Source organism: Micromonospora sp. LOL_021 (assembly GCF_048060215.1).
Lineage (GTDB): Bacteria > Actinomycetota > Actinomycetes > Mycobacteriales > Micromonosporaceae > Micromonospora_E.
Genome location: NZ_JBHMIN010000186.1, coordinates 1 through 262 on the forward strand (window position 1 = coordinate 1; position 262 = coordinate 262).

At 74.8% G+C, this 262-nt stretch carries 1 protein-coding gene; it reads left to right on the top strand.

Going from position 1 to position 262, the window contains the following annotated elements:
- Positions 1-80: 80 nt before the first annotated feature.
- A partial coding sequence (locus ACFHWT_RS31605; protein WP_416598380.1) for a hypothetical protein occupies positions 81-262 on the top strand: 182 nt, incomplete at its 3' end.

The window sequence follows — 262 nt, forward strand, 5'->3', positions numbered from 1 at the left end:
CGAGGAAGCGGTCGCGGCGGTCGGCGGAGTACACCGCCAGCGCGTTCCGGTGGCGCGACGGCCGCCTCACCCCGGCGAAGATGACCGAACCGCTGAACATCGTCTGGTCCCGACCACTCCCGGAGGGCGCGACGCCGTCGACGGTGACCGTGTCGCAGGACCCGGCGGGCCGCTGGTTCGTATCCCCGCTCTGCGACGACCGGGTCGAGCCGGCCCCGGCGTCGGGTGCCGTGGTGGGGGTCGACGCCGGCCTCGACAGCCT